The organism is Streptomyces sp. NPDC104367, assembly GCF_055583825.1.
Map to the genome: position 1 here is coordinate 283,157 of NZ_JBVJND010000006.1, position 16,278 is coordinate 299,434.

The 16,278-nt window shown below is 72.9% G+C and carries 16 protein-coding genes; 7 read left to right on the forward strand and 9 right to left on the reverse strand.

Translation table 11 applies throughout. The features are described from left to right. Positions 1-6: 6 nt before the first annotated feature. From ACZ619_RS11880 to ACZ619_RS11890, 3 genes are all read left to right on the forward strand, one after another. Positions 7-552 (forward strand): arginine repressor, encoded by a 546-nt coding sequence (locus ACZ619_RS11880; RefSeq protein WP_123978432.1) that lies wholly within the window; start codon positions 7-9, stop codon positions 550-552. 97 nt (positions 553-649) lie between these two features. Continuing rightward, complete coding sequence (locus ACZ619_RS11885) at positions 650-1,237, forward strand: RNA polymerase sigma factor (protein ID WP_469597332.1); 588 nt, start codon at positions 650-652, stop codon at positions 1,235-1,237. After that, complete coding sequence (locus tag ACZ619_RS11890; RefSeq protein WP_469597334.1) at positions 1,227-1,988, forward strand: hypothetical protein; 762 nt, start codon at positions 1,227-1,229, stop codon at positions 1,986-1,988. Before ACZ619_RS11885 ends, ACZ619_RS11890 begins: the two co-directional genes overlap by 11 nt. Before the next feature lie 22 nt (positions 1,989-2,010). On the opposite strand, the gene ACZ619_RS11895 is transcribed toward ACZ619_RS11890, so the two are convergent. The 7 genes from ACZ619_RS11895 to ACZ619_RS11925 all read right to left on the reverse strand — a co-directional run bounded on the left by ACZ619_RS11895 (position 2,011) and on the right by ACZ619_RS11925 (position 9,180). After that, a complete protein-coding gene (locus ACZ619_RS11895) occupies positions 2,011-3,828 on the reverse strand; it encodes an ABC transporter ATP-binding protein (protein ID WP_469597336.1) in 1,818 nt (605 codons plus the stop codon). Between the two features lie 78 nt (positions 3,829-3,906). Further along, complete coding sequence (locus ACZ619_RS11900) at positions 3,907-4,098, reverse strand: hypothetical protein (protein WP_469597339.1); 192 nt, start codon at positions 4,096-4,098, stop codon at positions 3,907-3,909. Positions 4,099-4,249: 151 nt separating this feature from the next. Further along, complete coding sequence (locus tag ACZ619_RS11905; RefSeq protein WP_469597341.1) at positions 4,250-5,053, reverse strand: FAD:protein FMN transferase; 804 nt, start codon at positions 5,051-5,053, stop codon at positions 4,250-4,252. Then, positions 5,046-5,852 carry an FMN-binding protein gene (locus ACZ619_RS11910; protein ID WP_469597344.1) on the reverse strand — a complete coding sequence of 269 codons (807 nt, stop codon included), beginning with the start codon at positions 5,850-5,852 and terminating at the stop codon, positions 5,046-5,048. The genes ACZ619_RS11905 and ACZ619_RS11910 overlap by 8 nt, the downstream gene beginning before the upstream one ends. Before the next feature lie 46 nt (positions 5,853-5,898). Next, positions 5,899-7,281 carry a ferredoxin reductase family protein gene (locus tag ACZ619_RS11915; RefSeq protein ID WP_469597346.1) on the reverse strand — a complete coding sequence of 461 codons (1,383 nt, stop codon included), beginning with the start codon at positions 7,279-7,281 and terminating at the stop codon, positions 5,899-5,901. Positions 7,282-7,340: 59 nt separating this feature from the next. Further along, positions 7,341-7,811 (reverse strand): FMN-binding protein, encoded by a 471-nt coding sequence (locus ACZ619_RS11920; protein WP_469597348.1) that lies wholly within the window; start codon positions 7,809-7,811, stop codon positions 7,341-7,343. A 10-nt stretch (positions 7,812-7,821) separates the two neighbouring features. Beyond that, complete coding sequence (locus ACZ619_RS11925; RefSeq protein ID WP_469597351.1) at positions 7,822-9,180, reverse strand: ferredoxin reductase family protein; 1,359 nt, start codon at positions 9,178-9,180, stop codon at positions 7,822-7,824. Positions 9,181-9,332: 152 nt separating this feature from the next. Here ACZ619_RS11925 and ACZ619_RS11930 point away from each other — a divergent pair, with 152 nt between their 5' ends. Both ACZ619_RS11930 and ACZ619_RS11935 read left to right on the forward strand, forming a co-directional pair. Further along, the gene (locus ACZ619_RS11930) at positions 9,333-10,073 is read left to right on the forward strand and encodes a response regulator transcription factor (protein WP_469597353.1); all 741 of its coding nucleotides are present in this window, start codon (positions 9,333-9,335) and stop codon (positions 10,071-10,073) included. Next, positions 10,070-11,560: a HAMP domain-containing sensor histidine kinase gene (locus tag ACZ619_RS11935; RefSeq protein WP_469597356.1), complete on the forward strand. Its 1,491-nt coding sequence runs from the start codon at positions 10,070-10,072 to the stop codon at positions 11,558-11,560. The genes ACZ619_RS11930 and ACZ619_RS11935 overlap by 4 nt, the downstream gene beginning before the upstream one ends. A gap of 34 nt (positions 11,561-11,594) precedes the next feature. On the opposite strand, the gene ACZ619_RS11940 is transcribed toward ACZ619_RS11935, so the two are convergent. After that, positions 11,595-12,299, reverse strand: a complete 705-nt coding sequence (locus tag ACZ619_RS11940) for a L,D-transpeptidase family protein (RefSeq protein ID WP_469597357.1) — start codon at positions 12,297-12,299, stop codon at positions 11,595-11,597. 137 nt (positions 12,300-12,436) lie between these two features. Further along, a complete protein-coding gene (locus tag ACZ619_RS11945; protein WP_469597359.1) occupies positions 12,437-13,294 on the reverse strand; it encodes a hypothetical protein in 858 nt (285 codons plus the stop codon). Between the two features lie 198 nt (positions 13,295-13,492). Between ACZ619_RS11945 and ACZ619_RS11950 the strand changes: the two genes are divergently transcribed. Together ACZ619_RS11950 and argH are read left to right on the forward strand one after the other, a co-directional pair. Next, positions 13,493-14,689 (forward strand): argininosuccinate synthase, encoded by a 1,197-nt coding sequence (locus ACZ619_RS11950; protein ID WP_469597362.1) that lies wholly within the window; start codon positions 13,493-13,495, stop codon positions 14,687-14,689. A 99-nt stretch (positions 14,690-14,788) separates the two neighbouring features. Next, positions 14,789-16,222 (forward strand): argininosuccinate lyase, encoded by a 1,434-nt coding sequence (gene argH, locus ACZ619_RS11955; RefSeq protein ID WP_469597364.1) that lies wholly within the window; start codon positions 14,789-14,791, stop codon positions 16,220-16,222. The last annotated feature ends 56 nt before the right edge of the window (positions 16,223-16,278 follow it).

Consider the following 16,278-nt stretch of genomic DNA (forward strand, 5'->3'; position numbering starts at 1 on the left):
ACGACGATGAGCCAGGCGCAGGAGTTCGACCAGTCGGGCGGGACGGGGGCGGCGGTGCCGCAGACCCGGACCGCCCGGCACCGCCGGATCGTGGACATCCTCAACCGGCAGCCGGTGCGCTCGCAGAGCCAGCTCGCCAAGCTGCTGGCCGACGACGGGCTCACGGTCACCCAGGCGACACTCTCCCGGGACCTCGACGAGCTCAACGCGGTGAAGATCCGCAACACCGACGGCGAACTGATCTACGCGGTCCCCAGCGAGGGCGGCTTCCGCACCCCCCGCGCCCCGCTGGGGGAGTCGGCGAAGGAGGAGCGGATGCGCCGCCTCTCCCAGGAACTGCTGATCTCGGCGGAGGCCTCGGCCAACCTGGTCGTCCTGCGCACCCCGCCGGGCGCGGCCCAGTTCCTGGCCTCGGCGATCGACCAGGCCGAGCTGCACGACATCCTCGGCACCATCGCCGGCGACGACACGCTGCTGCTGATCAGCCGCGAGCCCACCGGCGGCCAGGCCCTCGCCGACCACCTGCTGCGCCTGGCCCAGAACGGGCACTGACCCACGTGCGGGGCCCGTCCCGCCGACGGAGAATGGACATGTGATCTTCCGCGGCGGGCGGGCAATCCCCTGGCGGCCGTCGAACGTATACAGGGGTGTGTCGGGATTCGGGTTCCCCGTCGGCCGCCTGCCGGACGAAGCTCTGCTGTCCGGGCTGGCCACCGGAGATCCGGAGCTCGCTGTGATCTTCGTACGGAGGTTCCAGCACCGGGTCTTCGGGGTGGCCATGGCCGTCACAGGTGATCAGCAGCTCGCCGAGGACATCGCCCAGCAGACCTTCGAGCGGGCCTGGCGGCACGCCCAGATCTACGACTCGCGCCGCGGCTCGGTCGCCACCTGGCTGACCACCATCGCGCACAACCTCGCCGTCGACGCCGTCCGCGCACGCCGCACGGAACCGATGGCGCCCGAGGACCTCGACCCCCTGCTGGACGCCGTCACCGAGACCCCCGAGCGGTGGGCCCTGGCCGAGGAGGCCGCCACCCAGCTCCGGGCCGCGCTGGCCCGGCTGCCCAGGGAGCAGGCCAGGGCCCTGATGATGGCGGGCGTCTACGGCATGACGGCCCAGCAGATCGCCGACGTGGAGAAGATCCCGCTCGGCACCGCCAAGACGCGGATCAGGACGGCGATGGCGAAACTCCGCACCGCCCTCGCGTCCCCCAAGCGAGGCGACCATGTCCGGTGACGCGCACTGCGAGAAGCTGCGGGAGGTGGGCGCCGAGCTGGCGCTGGGCGTCCTGCCCGGCCGCGAGCGCGCCGAGGCGGTCGCCCACCTGGACGGCTGCGCCGACTGCCGGGAGTACGTGCGTCGGCTGACCGGGATCGGTGACCGGCTGATCGGCCTGCTGCCGGACGCCGAACCCCCGCCCGGCTTCGAGACCCGGGTGGCCCGCGCCCTGACCGCCCGGCCGGCCGGGGCCGAGGGACAGCGCCCGGCCGCCGTCCCGCGGGGCCGGCTCGGCCGGATCGGACGCGCCCGGCTGCGGCTCGCCGCGGTGGCCACCGCCCTGACCGTCGCCGTCGGCTTCGCCGGCTGGGCGATCGGCGGCGCCGTGGAGGGTGCCGTCACCGCCGCCTCGACGCCCGCCTCCGAATCCGAGCCCATGCTCGTCGGCGACATGATCCCGGCCGGCGGCGGACAGCCCGTCGGCGAGGTCTACGCCCACCCCGGCAGCCCCGCCTGGATCTTCGTCTCCGTCGCCCTCCCCGGCACCCCCTACAACGGCAGGGTCACCTGCCTCCTCGACCGCGCCGACGGCACGGCGGCCGTCCGGGTCGGAGACTTCCCGCTGCGCGCCGGACGCGGCAGCTGGGGCGTGGCCGTCCCCGTCGACCTCACCAGGTACGGCGCCGCCCGTCTGACCGCTCCCGACGGCACCGTCCTCGCCACCGCGCGGCTCCAGCAGGGCACGGTGGTCACACCGCACGGGTCATGACGTCAGGACGGGGCATGACCCGTCAGGACAGCACGGCTCCCGCCTCGTGCAGCCGGTGCAGCCGGGCGTACGGCCCCTCGCGCCCGAGCAGCTCCGCGTGGGCGCCGTCCTCGACGACCCGGCCGCGGTCGAGCACCACGATGCGGGTCGCGTCCCGGACGGTCAGCAGGTTGTGGGAGATGACCACGGTCGTCCGTCCGGCCATCAGCCGCCGCAGCGGGTCCATGATCCGCCGGCCCGACCGGACGTCCAGCCCGGCCGTCGGCTCGTCGAGCAGGAGCACCGGCGCGTCCCGGACCATCGCCCGGGCGATCGCCAGCCGCTGGCACTGCCCGCCGGACAGCGTCCGGCCGCGCTGGCCGACGAGCGTGTCGTAGCCCTCCGGGAGCCGCTCGACGAACTCGTGCGCGTCGGCCGCCCGCGCCGCCGCGACGATCTCCGCCTCCGTGGCCGACGGCCGCCCGTAGGCGATGTTCTCCCGCACGGTGCCGTGGAAGACGAGCGTCTCCTGGAGCACCACCGCGACACTCTCCCGCACGTCGGCGAGGGCCAGCTCGCGCAGGTCGGTCCCGTCGAGGCGGACCGCGCCCCGGTCGGGGTCGTAGAACCGCAACTGGAGCTTGGCCAGCGTGGACTTGCCCGCGCCGCTCGCCCCGACCAGCGCCAGGGTCTCCCCGGGCGCCGCGTGGAACGACACGTCCGACAGCGCCCAGGCCCCGGTGCCCGGGTAGCGGAACCACACCCCGTCGAACTCCACGTCCCCGCGCGCCCGCCGGATCCGCCGGGCCCCCGGCGCCTCGGCCACCTGGGGCCGCTGGTCCAGCAGTTCGATGATCCGCTCCGCCGAGGCGGAGGCCGCGTAGAAGGTGGTGCCGAGCCCGGACAGACCGTGCACCGGGCCGTACAGCTTGCCGATCAGCGCGAGGAAGACCAGCAGGCCGCCGAGGGTCAGCTGGCCCTGCGCCAGTTTCCAGGTGCCCAGGCCCAGCACCGCGAGACCGCCCGCCACCTCGATGAACTCGACGACCGGCCCGTACACCCCGCGGATGCGCGCCGAGGCCATCGCCGCCCGGAACCTGCCGGTGTTCTCCCGCTCGAACCGGCGCTCCTCCCACTCCTGCCGGTTGTACGCCTGCACGAGCACGACGTTGCCCAGGGACTCCTCCGCGATCGCGCTGAGCGAGCCGCCGCGCCGCCTGCGCTCCCGCGACGCCTCCTTGATCAGCCGCGAGAAGTGCCGGGCCGCGCCCCAGAACAGCGGCACGATGACGAGGGCGAGCAGGGTCAGGTCCCAGCGCAGGTAGAACAGCAGGCCGACGAAGACGGCGAGCCGGATCACGTAGTACAGGGCGTCCGCCACGCCCGAGAGCAGGAACGTCTCCACCGCGTCGACGTCGCCGGTGACCCGGGAGAGCACGTCACCGAGCCGGCGGCGCTCGAAGAAACCCAGCGACAGGCCCTGGACGTGCCGGAACACGTCGGTGCGCAGCGCCAGCAGGAAGCGTTCGCCGACCCAGGTGGAGGTCATGTCGTCGGCGAAGCCGAGGACGCCGGAGCACAGGACGAGACAGAGGTAGGCGGGGGCGATCCACAGGAACGGGCGCAGGTCGCGGGGGACCAGCACGTCGTCCACGACCACCTTGAACAGCCAGAGCTCGGCCGCGTCGACGGCGGGGGCGGTCAGGCTCAGCGCGACGACCGGCAGCAGCCAGCGGCGGCCGCCGCGGGTGTACGGCCAGAACCGGCGGAACACCTCGCGCGGGGACACCGGGGGCGCCGCGGCGACCACGGCGTCGGAGGTGCCGCCGGTCGAGAGCGGACGCCGTACGGGATGCGCCATGGCACGGGTTCCTCACCAGCGGTCGGCGAAGCGGACCGGCTTCCCCGGACGCCGGTCCGCTCACCCTTTCCGGTGTGGTCAGTAGCCGTTGCGGCCGTGCCGGTCGCCGTGGTCGTGACGGTCGCCGTCGAAGCGGTCACGGTCGAAGCGGTCGCCGTGGTCGTGCCGGTCGCCGTCGAAGCGGTCGCCGTGGTCGCCGTGGCCACCGTGGTCCCCGTGGCCACCGTGGTCGCGGTGCATCGCCGGCATCAGATTGCTGAAGACAGCCATGGTGTTCCTCCCGAAAATCCCTACACAGGGGATACGGGCGAGAGGGCTGCCGGGATGGGGGAACCGGGAAGAAAGTCCTGACCGGTCTCGGTGCCGGGCGCCGGTGCGCCGGGGCTCGTCGCGCGGTTCCCCGCGCCTGTGCCGGGGCGCCTCAGCCCAGGCGGGCCGCCAGGCCCCCCGTGCAGCGCACCTCGTCGCCGGCCGTGATCAGGAGGCCCTCCACGTCCGGCAGGGACTCCAGCCAGGCGAGACCTTCGCGGGAGCCCATCGCGAAGGCCGCGGTGGCCCAGCAGTCCACCCAGGTCAGACGGGGTCCCACCACCGTGACCGCGACCAGGTCCGTCACCGCGGACTTGCCCGTCCGGGGGTCGACGATGTGCGCGCCGCGCTCCGCCGTGCCCGAGGTGGCGACCGACAGCTCGTCCACCCCGGCCGCCGAGATCACCGCCGCCAGACCGCCCGGCCGCAGTGGGTCGGCGATCCCCACCCGCCACGCCCGCGTCGGCTCCGGCGCCCCGAACATCTGGACGTCGCCGCCGCCGTTGACGCTCACGCCGCTCACCCCGGCCACCCCGGCGAGCAGCCGTGCGGCCCGCTCCGCGGACCAGCCCTTCACGATGCCGGTGGGGTCGAGCCGGCCCCGGTAGCGGGTGCTGAACCAGCCGTCGCTCACCCGCTCCGCCTCGGCCGCCAGCTCCAGCACCTCGGCGACCTCCTGGTCGCACTCCGCGACGCCGATCTCCTCCCGGGCCAGCCGGGACACCTGGCTGTCCTCGCGGTAGGTGCTGAACACCTCGTCGACCCGGTGCAGTGCGGCGACCGCCTCGTCCAGGGCCGCCCGTACCGCGTCCGGATCCCCGCCGCGGACGTCAAAGGAGAAGACAGTCCCCATGACCTCTTCCGCATGACGTACCGCGGCGGGAGCTTCCGCGGACTCCGCCACCGTGTCAGCCACCGGCCTGGTCCAGCGCCGACTGCAGTGACTGCTTGTAGCCGGTGCTGGTGTAGGTGGCTCCGGAGACGGAGTCGATGTCGGCGCTGCCCGCCGCCACCGCCTCCTGGTTGAGCTTCGGGACCGAGAGCGCGGTCTTCTGGTCGCTGGTGCCGCCGCTGGGCGCCTGCACGGCCTCGGCCTTGGTGATCTTCCCTCCCGAGACGGTGATCCGGACCTGGACCGGCCCGTACTGGGTCTGCGCCACCTGCCCGGTCACCGTCTTGGCCCCGGCCTGCGCGGACCCGGACGACGAGCCCGATCCCGACGAGGAGCCCGAGGACGAGCCCGTGGACGGGGAGGAGCTCGCCTCCTTCATCTTGTCCAGCGCCGACTGGAGCGACTGCTTGTAGCCGGTGCTGGTGTACGTCGCTCCGGAGACGGAGTCGATGGCCGCGCTCTGCGCCGCCACCGTCTCCTTGTTCAGCTGGGGCACCGACAGCGCCGTCTTCTGGTCGCTGGTGCCGCCCTTGGGCGCCTGGATCGCCTCGGCCTGGGTGATCTTCCCATTGGCGACGGTCAGCCGGACCTGCACGACCCCGTACTGGGTCTGGGTCGCGTCGCCGTCCACCGTCGTGGTGCCGGCCGCCCCGGTGCCGCCCTGCGGCGACTCCTGCCCGGCCGCCGTCGCCGACGGGGCCACGCCCGCCGCCGACGCGGACGCCGGATCGGACGCCGGCTTCAGCGACAGCAGCAGCACGACACCGGACACGGTCGCCGCGGTGGCCAGCACCACACGCCTGATGGGGTGACTCTTCCTCATCGTTCCAGAACTCCCGATTCCCCTGGATTCCCTGAATTCCCGTCGCTCACATCTCGAACGACTCGTGATGGATGCGGCGGGCGGGAACCCCCGCGCCGCGCAGCGCCTCGTACACTCCCTGCGCGAACCCGGGCGGGCCGCACATGAAGACGTCGTGGTCGTCGATGTCCGGGATCTTCCGCTGGAGGTTCTCCGCGGAGATGTCCGGCCGCTCGCCCTCCGGGCTGTTGACCGCGTACATCAGCCGGGCCCCGCGCTCGTTGGCGATCTTCGCGAGTTCGTCCCAGAGCGCCAGGTCCTGCGTGGTGTTGGCCCGGTAGAGCAGCGTCAGGTCGCCCGCGGCGCCGGGCAGCGTCTCGAACAGCGCCCGCATGGGCGTGATCCCGACGCCGCCCGCCACCAGCAGGACCTTGCCGCGGCTGCGCCGGGACGCGGTCATCGCCCCGTACGGCCCTTCGGCCCACACCTTGGTCCCGGGCCGTAGTTCGCGCAGCCGCGCGCTGTGGTCGCCGATCGCCTTGACGGTGATCCGCAGCATGCCGGGGCGCGGTGCCGCCGACAGCGAGTACGGGTGCGAGCTGAACCGCATCCCGGGAGCCAGGAACCGCCAGCGGAAGAACTGGCCGGCCTCCGCGCCCATCCGGTGCAGCTTGCGCCCGCCGATCAGCACCGACACGATGCCCGGCGTCTCCTCGATGACCGCCTCGACCCGCATCCGGTGCCGCAGGTTGAGCCGGATCGGGGTGAGGATCCGGTACCAGACCACCAGCGCGCTGACGGCGCCGTACAGCCCGTACCAGAAGGTCTTGGCCAGCGGCGTGAGCGCGAAGTCGTTGCCGGTGGTGATCTGGTGCCAGAAGGTCAGGAACACGGCCCCGTACGTGAGCAGGTGCACGTGGTACCAGGTGTCGTACGGCAGCCGGCGCCGGACCGGGCCGATCGAGGTCAGGCCGATGACCACGAACAGACCGGTGCCGATGGCGGCCTTTCCCATGTCGGGCAGTTGGTTCACGGAGTCGACGGTCTGCTGGACGATGTCGTTGAGCGTCTTGCCGGCCTGGAGCGCGTAGCCCCACATGATGAGGAAGACGTGCGCGAAGACCAGGCAGAGGGTGTAGCGGCCGCTCATCGCGTGCCAGCGGGCGACGCGGTCGGAGCCGACCCGCCGCTCCAGCGCGGGCACCCGGGCCATCTGGAGGACGACGAGCGCCATCAGGTAGCCGGCCAGCAGGCCCGTGATGCGGCCCGCGTTGAGGATCTTGCCGTTCTGGTCGGCGATGGACGGGGTGTTGTGCCACCACAGCCAGAGCACGGCCGCCGCGCCGGCCCACACGGCGAGCAGCAGCGGTACGGCCGGGGAGCGGCGCGGGCGGATGCGGCGCATCGTCTGGCGGCGGGCGGCACGTCCGCCTGCGAGTGTGGTGGTCACGGTTCCTCCGTGGGGACTTGACCCTTGGCCCACAGATACGTGCCGTACCGCCCGAGTGTTCAGAGACCTGCCGAGTCCAGTGCCGACTGGAGGGACTGCTTGTATCCGTCACTGGTGTAGGTGGCCCCGGAGACGGTGTCGATGTCCGCGCTCTGCGCCGCGAGCGCCTCGCTGCGCAGCTGCGGGACGGCATAGCTGTTGATCTGCTGGTCGCGGGGGTTCTCCGTCGGGTACTGCACCGCCGTGACGTCCGTGATCCTGCCGTTCTTCACGGTCACCCTCACCTGCACCGGCCCCCAGCGGGTCTGCACGGTGTCCCCGGTGACGGTCCTGGTGCCGCCGCTGGACGTGCCGCCGGAGGCGCCCGGCGTGGCGCCGGCGCTGCTGGAGGGGGCCGGGGCCGCCGAGTCCGTGACCACGGCCGGGCCGGTGTGCGGCTTCAGCGCGAGCAGCATCACGATCCCGGAGACGGTGGCGGCACTCGCCAGCACGACCCGGCGCAGCGGGCGGTTCTTGTTCAGTGCGTGCACGTCAGGGGCCTCACAGCTCGAAGGACTCGTGGTGGATACGGCGGTCCGGCACCCCGGCGGCCCGCAGCGCGCCGTACAGCTGCCGGGCGAAGCCGTGCGGGCCGCAGATGTAGACGTCGTGCCCGGCGAGGCCGGGGAAGGTCGCGCGCAGCGACTCGGCCGAGATGTCCGGGCGCTCGCCCCGGGGCCCGTTCAGGGCGTACAGCACCCGTGCCCCGCGCCAGCGCGCTATCGCCTCCAGCTCGCCGCCCAGCGCCAGGTCCTCGGCCGTCCGCGCCCGGTAGAGCAGGGTGACCTCGCCGGGCAGCGTCTCGAACAGCGCCCGCAGCGGGGTGACACCGACACCGGCCGCGATCAGCAGGCTCCGCCCGCCGGTGGCCCGGTCCGCGGTGAGGGAGCCGTAGGGCCCCTCTGCCCACACCCGGGTGCCGGGGCGCAGCAGCGGCATCGCCGCGCTGTGGTCGCCGAGCGCCTTGACGGTGATCCGCAGCAGGTCGCCGCGCGGCGGCGCCGACAGCGAGTACGGCGTCGACGCCCAGCCCATGCCGTCGCCGCCGAAGAACCGCCAGCGCAAGAACTGCCCCGCCTCGGCGCCCAGTTCGCCGATCCGCCGCCCCCGCATCACGACCGAGTACACCCCCGGCGCCTCCTGCTGCACGGACTCCACCCGGAGCCGGTGCCGCAGGTTGAGCCGCACCGGCGCCAGCACCCGGAACCACAGCACCAGCGCCGCGGCCCCCAGGTACAGCGCGTACCAGAAGGCGGTGGCGACCGGCCTGCCGTTGAGGTCGTCGCCGAGCGCCAGCTGGTGGCCGAAGGCGAGGAAGACGGCCGCGTAGGTGAGGAGATGGACGTAGTACCAGAACTCGTAGCTGGTGCGGCGGCGCACCGCGCGCACCGAGGTGACGCCGACCGCGAGGAGGATCACCGTGCCGATGGTGGCCTTCAGCATCTCCGGGTAGTGCAGGACGACGTCCACCGTCTCGCGGACGAGCGGGGCGTGGTCCTGGGCCGCGTACCCGGTGAGGACCAGCACGATGTGCGCGACCAGCAGGCAGACCGTGTACCGCCCGGCCATCGCGTGCCACCGGGCCACCCGGTCGGAGCCGACCCGGACCTCCAGCAGCGGCACCCGGGCCATCAGCCCGACCAGCACCGCGCAGGAGTAGCCGCACAGCAGCCCGGCGATCCGGCCGGCCCCGGTCAGCCAGCCGGCCGCGCCGACGACCGTGCCGGTGTCCGACCACCACAGCAGCAGCACCGCCGCCGCCCCGGCCCACAGCACGGCGAGCACGGCGGCGGCGGGGGAGCGGCGCGTGGCCACGGCGGGCCCGGCCGGGGCCGTACGCCGTTCGTCCACGGTCGTCATGAGTCGCGTCCTTTCTCCGTTCGGTGCCGCCACTGTGCAGCCCGAACTTCTGAGCGACCTCTCAGTGACCGCCCCGCTCAGCGGACTCAGAGGAAACTCAGAGCACCGCAGGTCGCTCGCCGTCGCCCGCAGGAGCGATGCTGGTAGACGCGATGAACACCACCCGATCCGGCCGCCCGGCCCTCACCAGACCCGACGGCACCCCGCTGCGCGTCCTCGTCGTCGACGACGACCCGGACCTCGCGGAGGTCCTCACCGGCGCCCTGCGCTACGAGGGCTGGGAGGTCCGCGGGGCCGGTGACGGCGCGAGCGCGCTGGCCGCGGCCCGGGAGCTGCTGCCGGACGCGGTCGTCCTCGACGTGATGCTCCCGGACACCGACGGCTTCGCCGTCCTGCGCTCGCTGCACCAGGTCAAGCCGGACGTCTGCGTGCTCTTCCTGACCGCCCGGGACGCCGTCGAGGACCGGATCGCCGGGATCACCGCGGGCGGCGACGACTACGTCACCAAGCCCTTCAGCCTGGAGGAGGTCGTCGCCCGGCTGCGCGGTCTGCTGCGCCGCGCCGGCATGGCCCGCCAGCAGGAGGACGGCCCGCGCCTCGTCGTCGGCGACCTCGCCATGGACGAGGAGGCCCGCGAGGTCACCCGGGCCGGCGAACTGATCGAGCTCTCCCCGACCGAGTTCGAGCTCCTCCGCTTCCTGATGCGCAACCCGCGCCGCGTCCTCAGCAAGGCGCAGATCCTCGACCGGGTCTGGTCCTACGACTTCGGCGGCCGCGCCCATGTCGTGGAGCTGTACATCTCCTACCTGCGCAAGAAGGTCGACGCCGGCCGCGAGCCCATGATCCACACCGTGCGCGGCGCCGGGTACGTCCTCAAGCCGGTGGCCAGGTGAACCCCGTACGACGGCTCCGGCGCCTGCCGCGCCCGCGCGTCCCCCGTACCCTCCGCGCCCGCCTCACCGCGGGCCTGGTCGTACTGCTCGCGCTGAGCTGCGCGGCCGTCGGCGTCGCCGCGGTCGTCGAGCTGAACGGCTTCCTCACCGGACGCGTCGACCAGCAGCTCCAGCAGACCGGACCGAGCTTCCCGCAGTCCCTGGAACACGGCACCTACAAGCCGAGCGACCGGGACGGCGACGAGCGCGGCGACACCCGCCGGCAGGCCGCCGGCACCTTCGGCGCCCGCCTGCTGAACGGCGAGGTCACCAACGCGGCCCTGATCCCCTCCGGCGCCGATCCCGACCTGACCGTCGGCCTCACCGCCGGCGACCGCGCGGCCCTCGCCCGGGTCCCGGTGGACGGCAGGCCGCACACGGTCCGGCTCTCCTCGATCTGCTCCTACCGGCTGATGGCCTGGTCGGGCCGGGACGGCGACGTCCTGATCACCGGTCTGCCCCTGGAGCCGGTCCGGGCCACCGTGCACCGTCTGGAACTGGTCTGCGCCGCGGTCTTCGGCCTCGCCCTGGCCGTGGCCGGGGTGGCCGGCGCCCTCTGGGTCCGCTGGTCCCTGCGCCCCCTGAGCCGGGTCGCGGCGACCGCCACCCGGGTCAGCGAGCTGCCGCTCGCCAGCGGCGAGGTCGCCCTGCCGCCGCGCGCCCCCCGGTCCGATCCGCGCAGCGAGGTCGGCCGGGTGGCCACCGCCTTCAACCGCATGCTGGGCCATGTGGAGGACGCGCTCACCAAACGCCACGCCAGCGAGGAGCGCCTGCGCAGCTTCGCGGCCGACGCCAGCCACGAACTGCGCACCCCGGTCGCCTCCGTCCGCGGCCACGCGGAACTGGCCCTGCTCCACCCCGGCCCGGTGCCCGCCGAGGTCACCCGGGCCCTGGAACGCATCGCCGCCGAGTCCTCCCGCATGGGCGAGATGGTGGACGACCTGCTCCTGCTGGCCCGTCTGGACGCGGGCCGCCCGCTGGAGAGCCGTCCGGTGGACCTCACCCGCCTCATCCTCGACGCGGTCACCGACGCCCGGGCCGCGGGTCCCGACCACCGCTGGACCCTGGACCTCCCCGAGGACCCGGTGACGGTCACCGGCGACACCCACCGCCTCCAGCAGGTCCTCGCCAACCTCCTGGCCAACGCCCGGCTGCACACACCCGCGGGCACGACGGTGACGGTGACCCTGGAGACGGACGGGGCGGCGGTCCTGCTGCGGGTCCACGACGACGGGCCCGGCATCCCGCCCGACATCCGGCCGGGCGTCTTCGAACGCTTCACCCGGGCCGAACACCGCCGCCGCCAGGACGCGACGGGGGCGGGAGCGGGCCTGGGCCTGTCGATCGTGGCGGCGGTGGTGGAGGCGCACGGAGGCACGGTGACCGTGGAGAGCCGCCCGGGTTCGACGACGTTCACCGTGCGCCTGGTGCCGGGGGCGCCCGCATAGGGCCGCAGGGAACCCCTGCGGCGAAGCGCCGATCTCAGTACCGGGTGAGAGCGGTGTCCCCGCTCGCGGTCCCCATGGCGATGTGCGGTGCCTTCCCGGGATCCGCCCACTGCATGATCCGCCGCATCGCGTCCTCCGGCACCGACACGCACCCCGCGGTGGCCCCGGCCCCGTTGACATGCAGGAAGATCCCGGCCCCGCGCCCGCGCACCGGCCGCTCGTAGTTGAACCCGATCACCAGGGCGTGCGCGTACTGCGTGCCGTAGGACGACAGGTGCTCCGCCTCCGTGGTCCGGCAGTCGGCGGGCAGCGGCTCGGTCCAACGGTTGTAGGAGGCGGAGTCGTTGTCCTGGCACCACCAGGAGTCCGCGGTCACCGCCCGGTACTCGACCCTGGTCCCCGCCGGCGCCGCCCGGAGGCCGAACCCGAACGGAAGGCCGTACAGCCCCGTGGGGGTCGTCTTCGTGCCCTGCTGCCGCTTCGCGCCCTCGACCAGCCCGTTCGCGCCGAAGCGGGCGTCGGCGGAGCCGACCTTCGCCCACTGCCCGTCCCGGAGTTCCCACCAGGTCAGGGTCCCCGAGGTCGAGGCCGTCCCGGCCGCCTCGGCGGTGATCAGCTGGCTGCCGCCACCCGTGTCGGCCATGAGAGCGGGCAGCGGTGACGGGTCACCGGCCCCCGGTGCCGCTCCGAGCAGCAGCAGGGACGCGGAGACGAGGGTGCCGACGACGCCTGGACGCATGGCCCAGACGCTAGACGGGGCCGGTGGCCCCGGCAGCCCGGGTGGGCCGTCCGGGGGTGCGGGCCCCGGACGGACGGGAACCACCGTGGCCGCCCCGGCCGGCGCTCTCAACGGGGCGGCCACGGCTGCCTGTCACGTCACTTGGTGAGCGTGCAGGCGGCCAGGGAGTCGAGGCCGGTGGGCTTGGTCGAGGTGCGGCCGATCGAGATGGCGATGCGGTCGATGGTCGACACGCGCTTGTCCTTGAGGGGGCCGAGGATGGCGTTGTTGACGAAGTTCGGGCCGCCCTGGCCGAGGGTGTCGACCAGGCGCTTGTTGGCCTCGTCGATCTGCGTCTGGAGGAGGGTGAGGTTGCGGGTGACCTCGGCCTGCGCGGAGGCGGGGACTGCGGGGAGCTGGGAGGCCACGTCCGGGCAGGTGATCGTGCCGGCGGCGCTGGTGCTGGTGCCCGTGCCGCCCGTGGACTGCTGCTGGGTCGCCGTCGCGCTGGGCGCGGCGGAGGCCGTGGCCGTCGCCGTACCGCTGCCGGTGTTGGTCGCGGTCCCGCTCGCGTTCAGGGTGCAGGCGGCCAGGGAGTCGAGGCCGGTGGGCTTGGTCGAGGTGCGGCCGATCGAGATGGCGATGCGGTCGATGGTCGACACGCGCTTGTCCTTGAGGGGGCCGAGGATGGCGTTGTTGACGAAGTTCGGGCCGCCCTGGCCGAGGGTGTCGACCAGGCGCTTGTTGGCCTCGTCGATCTGCGTCTGGAGGAGGGTGAGGTTGCGGGTGACCTCGGCCTGCGCGGAGGCGGGGACTGCGGGGAGCTGGGAGGCCACGTCCGGGCAGGTGATCGTGCCGGGCGAGGCGGCGAGCGTGCGGGCGTTGCTGGTGGCGCTGCTGTCGGGCGTCCCGGCGAGGGCCGAACCGGCGATGACCGCACCGGACAGCGCCACGGCGGCAGCGCCACCGATGAGCGCGACGCGACGCTTGTTGTACTTCGGAAGAGCCCTGGACATGGCGGATGCCTCACTTGGGTCAGGAGTGTGTTTACCAACGCGGCGCCAGCGTTCAGGCATGGGTACGGGAAAGCGGTTTCAAGTGTTCAAGCCTCTTTGACAAATCTCCGACATGCCCCGGACGGCATGCCCGGATTGACGAATCATGCAGAGCTCTGCATACTCATGCATAGCAAGGATGCACGTGAGGAGGGACCCATGACCGAGCGCGTCGTACTCGCCTACTCCGGCGGGCTGGACACCTCCGTCGCCATCGGCTGGATCGCCGAGGAGACGGACGCCGAGGTCATCGCCGTCGCGGTGGACGTCGGCCAGGGCGGCGAGGACCTGGACGCCATCCGCAAGCGCGCGCTCGCCTGCGGTGCGGTCGAGGCCGAGGTCGCGGACGCCAGGGACGAGTTCGCCGAGGAGTACTGCCTCCCGGCCGTCAAGGCGAACGCCCTCTACATGGACCGCTACCCGCTGGTCTCCGCGCTCTCCCGGCCCGCGATCGTCAAGCACCTCGTCGCCGCCGCCCGCAAGCACGGCGCCTCCACGGTCGCCCACGGCTGCACCGGCAAGGGCAACGACCAGGTCCGCTTCGAGGCCGGCATCGTCGCCCTCGCCCCCGATCTGAAGTGCATCGCCCCGGTCCGCGACTACGCGATGACCCGCGACAGGGCCATCGCCTTCTGCGAGGCCAAGCGGCTCCCGATCGCCACCACCAAGAAGTCCCCGTACTCCATCGACCAGAACGTCTTCGGCCGCGCCGTCGAGACCGGCTTCCTGGAAGACATCTGGAACGGCCCGATCGAGGACATCTACGAGTACACGCAGAACCCGGCCACCCCGCGCGAGGCCGACGAGGTGGTCATCGGCTTCGAGGCGGGCGTCCCGGTCGCGATCGACGGCAGGCCGGTCACCGTCCTCCAGGCGATCCAGGAACTCAACGAGCGCGCGGGCGCCCAGGGTGTCGGCCGGATCGACATGGTCGAGGACCGCCTGGTCGGCATCAAGTCCCGCGAGGTCTACGAGGCCCCCGGCGCGATCGCCCTCATCACGGCCCACCAGGAGCTGGAGAACGTCACCGTCGAGCGCGAACTCGCCCGCTACAAGCGGCAGGTGGAGCAGCGCTGGGGCGAACTCGTCTACGACGGCCTGTGGTTCTCCCCGCTCAAGCGTGCCCTGGACGGCTTCGTCGACGAGGCGAGCCGGCATGTCACCGGCGACATCCGGATGACCCTGCACGGCGGCCGCGCGGTCGTCACCGGCCGCCGCTCCGACTCCTCCCTCTACGACTTCAACCTCGCCACCTACGACACCGGCGACACCTTCGACCAGGCCGCGGCCAAGGGCTTCATCGACATCTACGGCCTGTCGTCGAAGATCGCCGCGCAGCGTCAACTGCGGGCGTAGCCCGACGGGACCTCGCGTAAGCAGTAGCGTGACGACCGCCTCCCCGTTCATGGCCGGGGAGGCGGTGCCACATCCGGATCTCTCCTAGGAGCAACGCAAGTGAGCAGCAACAGCGGTGACGTACGGCTCTGGGGCGGCCGTTTCGCCGACGGTCCCGCCGAGGCCCTGGCGAAGCTGTCCGCGTCCGTCCACTTCGACTGGCGGCTCGCGCCCTACGACATCGCGGGTTCGCGTGCCCACGCGCGCGTGCTGCACAAGGCGGGGCTGCTCACCGCGGACGAACTCCAGCGCATGATCGCCGGCCTCGACCGGCTGGAGGCCGATGTCGCCGACGGCTCCTTCGTGGGCACCATCGCCGACGAGGACGTCCACACCGCCCTGGAGCGCGGCCTGCTGGAGCGCCTCGGCCCCGACCTCGGCGGCAAGCTCCGCGCCGGCCGGTCCCGCAACGACCAGGTCGCGACCCTCTTCCGGATGTACCTGCGCGACCACGCCCGTGTGATCGGCGGCCTGATCGCCGACCTCCAGGACGCCCTGATCGGCCTCGCGGAGGCCCACCCGGACGTGGCGATGCCCGGCCGTACCCACCTCCAGCACGCCCAGCCGGTGCTCTTCGCCCACCACGTTCTGGCCCACGTCCAGTCCCTGTCCCGGGACGCGGAGCGGCTGCGCCAGTGGGACGACCGCACGGCCGTCTCCCCGTACGGCTCCGGCGCCCTCGCCGGTTCCTCGCTGGGCCTGGACCCGGAGGCGGTGGCGGCGGACCTCGGCTTCGAGCACGGCAGCGTCGGCAACTCCATCGACGGCACCGCCTCCCGCGACTTCGTCGCCGAGTTCGCCTTCATCACCGCGATGATCGGCGTGAACCTCTCCCGGATCGCGGAGGAGGTCATCATCTGGAACACGAAGGAGTTCTCCTTCGTGACCCTGCACGACGCGTTCTCCACGGGCTCGTCGATCATGCCCCAGAAGAAGAACCCGGACATCGCGGAACTCGCCCGTGGCAAGTCCGGCCGCCTGATCGGCAACCTGACCGGCCTCATGGCCACCCTGAAGGCACTCCCGCTCGCCTACAACCGCGACCTCCAGGAGGACAAGGAGCCGGTCTTCGACTCCTGCGACCAGCTGGAGGTCCTGCTGCCCGCCTTCACCGGCATGATGGCCACCCTCACCGTCAACCGCGAGCGCATGGAGGAACTGGCCCCGGCCGGCTTCTCCCTCGCCACCGACATCGCCGAGTGGCTGGTCAAGCAGGGCGTCCCGTTCCGTGTGGCCCACGAGGTCGCCGGCGAGTGCGTGAAGGCGGCGGAGGCCGAGGACAAGGAGCTCGACCAGCTGACGGACGACCAGTTCGCCAAGATCTCCGCCCACCTGACCCCCGAGGTCCGCTCGGTCCTCAACGTCCCGGGCGCCCTCGCCTCCCGCAACGGCCGCGGCGGCACGGCCCCGAGCGCCGTCGCCGTCCAGCTGACGGAGGTCAAGGCGAACGTGGCCGGGCAGCACGACTGGGCGTCAGCCAAGAAGCAGGCGTAAGAGCAGGCGCCCCGTCAGGGCGCGGGGAACGGCGCGAGGAACCACGGCGCACCCGC